General features: G+C 30.1%; 4 protein-coding genes. All 4 read left to right on the top strand.

What is annotated here, in order from left to right:
- Positions 1-315: 315 nt before the first annotated feature.
- Complete coding sequence (locus tag BA195_RS09595; RefSeq protein WP_068704882.1) at positions 316-882, top strand: hypothetical protein; 567 nt, start codon at positions 316-318, stop codon at positions 880-882.
- Between the two features lie 296 nt (positions 883-1,178).
- Positions 1,179-1,412, top strand: coding sequence for a ribbon-helix-helix domain-containing protein (locus tag BA195_RS09590; RefSeq protein WP_068704880.1), 234 nt, complete (start codon positions 1,179-1,181; stop codon positions 1,410-1,412).
- Positions 1,412-1,699 carry a type II toxin-antitoxin system RelE/ParE family toxin gene (locus BA195_RS09585; RefSeq protein WP_068704878.1) on the top strand — a complete coding sequence of 96 codons (288 nt, stop codon included), beginning with the start codon at positions 1,412-1,414 and terminating at the stop codon, positions 1,697-1,699. The genes BA195_RS09590 and BA195_RS09585 overlap by 1 nt, the downstream gene beginning before the upstream one ends.
- Before the next feature lie 151 nt (positions 1,700-1,850).
- Positions 1,851-2,133 (top strand): hypothetical protein (locus BA195_RS09580; RefSeq protein ID WP_141677685.1); only part of this gene is annotated, 283 nt, incomplete at its 3' end.

Below are 2,133 nucleotides of genomic sequence, written 5' to 3'. Positions count from 1 at the left end.
TCGTTTATGAATCAAAATGAATTTTATAGAGAAATAGGAAAGAAAAATGATTCAAGTAGTATTTTAATATATGTTTTTTTAGGACTTCCTTTTTACATATTTACTTACTTCTATTTCAGAAATCAAATGAATGATGAATTGAAAATGGTAAAATAACAGTGCCCAACACTGTGTATAAAAAATTGCTTAAATTAGTACTTTACCAAAGGTCGTTGCGTTTTTGCAACTTTGGAATTTTCCAGTGGAAAATTCCTCGCGCACAAAACAGCAACTTTCCATAACACAAAAACGTTACCCACAAGCTAAAAAAACATCGTGACGAAAAACATAAACAAGAACTTTGAACTACTTACTGAATCAATATTAGAACAGTCTGAAAAGTATGAATTCAACCTAAATCAATTGCCTAACGTAAATGAATTCAGAACGGATATTAGACAGGACGAAAATTTTAAACAGATTTTTAGCGAATTAAACAAAAAAGAATCTAACTGTATTTACTGGTTTGAGTGTGAATCTATTCAAATCGCAACGGAATTGAATAATTTACTGGATAGTAAAAGAAACGAATTAAAATTTAACCAACGAGTTGTTCCCGTTATAAACAAAAACATAGATAGCAAAATAATTTATGTCGGAATTAGACGCGGAGGAAAACGTAAATACGATGGATTAACCAATATTGCTGGACGAATTATTCAACATTTGGGTTATTATATCAAAGGCTCAACACAAGGACTTCAATTAGTCCATTGGACTGAAAAAAAGAACTTGAATATTAAATTAAATGTGATTGAATTTAAAGAATTGCCGAACGAATATCTAAATGTTGTCGAAAAGTTAGTGGCGTATAAATTAAAACCATTATGCGGAAAACACTAAGCGGAAAAGCCTGTGGGTAACAACGTATATAGCTCATAGCTAATCAGTTGCTTAATCGAAGTTAAGGCATATTTGGGAAGTCGCCAAATTTTTAAATTTGACAACTTCCCAAAAAGTAAAATAAGCTGTAAAATTTAAAAATCTGGCTTGTGCTTAATCCGAAATTAATTGTTAATTTACACGCCACGAGCCATATACAAGACCGTTGGCAACTATAAAACTGAAGAAACTCAAATTGAACATGAAATTTGCTAAATTAACTTTTTTGGTGTAAATTAGCACCAAAATAAAATCTTATGGGAAGACAAAGTATTTCATTTACTCAACCGAATGATGAGTGGTTAAAAAGTCAAGTTGATAGAAAAGAATATTCTACTAAAAGTGAACTTGTAAACGATTTAATAAGACAAGCTCGAAAACAACAAAGACAAGTTGACTGGATTAGCTCAAAATTAGAGAAAGCTGAAAATAGTGGATTTACGAATTTAAGTAAAGAACAAATATTAGCGGAATCAAAGTCATCGATCTAATGGCTAACTATAAAATAAGCAATTTAGCGAAGGAAGACTTAATAAGAATCCATAAATACGGAGTTGAAAGATTCGGAATGATTCTAGCAGATAAATACTTTGATTCTTTCTTTGAAAACTTTGACTTCATAGCTGAAAATCCATTTTATTTTGAATCAGTCGATTATATAAAAACAGGATATAGACGTTGTGTTTCTGGTTCAGATAGTATTTATTATAAAGTAAATAATGACACAGTGGAAATTATGGCAATAATTGGAAAACAAGATTTGAAAAATATTCTCTGAATTTAAAAATACAGTTGCCAACACCGTATATAATTTATTGCTAGTCTAGTCTACTTACGAAAATCCTCGCGGATTTTCTATTCGGTTTTTATTTACTAAATTTAGTGCTTAAAACACGCAACAAACCATATACAACAACGTTACCCAACATTTGAAAAAACCGCTCGAAATAGAAATTATCAATTACGAAAAGCCGATTAAGGAATTAATTGGAAAGACAATTATTGACGTAAATTATTACGAAATTGATTACGGAGAACCTTTGTGGAATGAAACTGAATTTCACTCATTGGATTACGGAATTGAAATAATAACGTCGGACAAAAACGCTTATTATTTTATTTGGGGAAATGAATTTACTCAATATGATGTTAAGTTCAGAAAGGGAAATATTTCGACTGAATTTAGCAATAAAAATGGTGCTAAAAAACATA

This window comes from Tenacibaculum soleae (assembly GCF_001693415.1).
Lineage (GTDB): Bacteria > Bacteroidota > Bacteroidia > Flavobacteriales > Flavobacteriaceae > Polaribacter > Polaribacter soleae.
The sequence above is the reverse complement of the archived record's forward strand: the minus strand, read 5'-3'. Positions and strand labels throughout refer to the sequence as shown.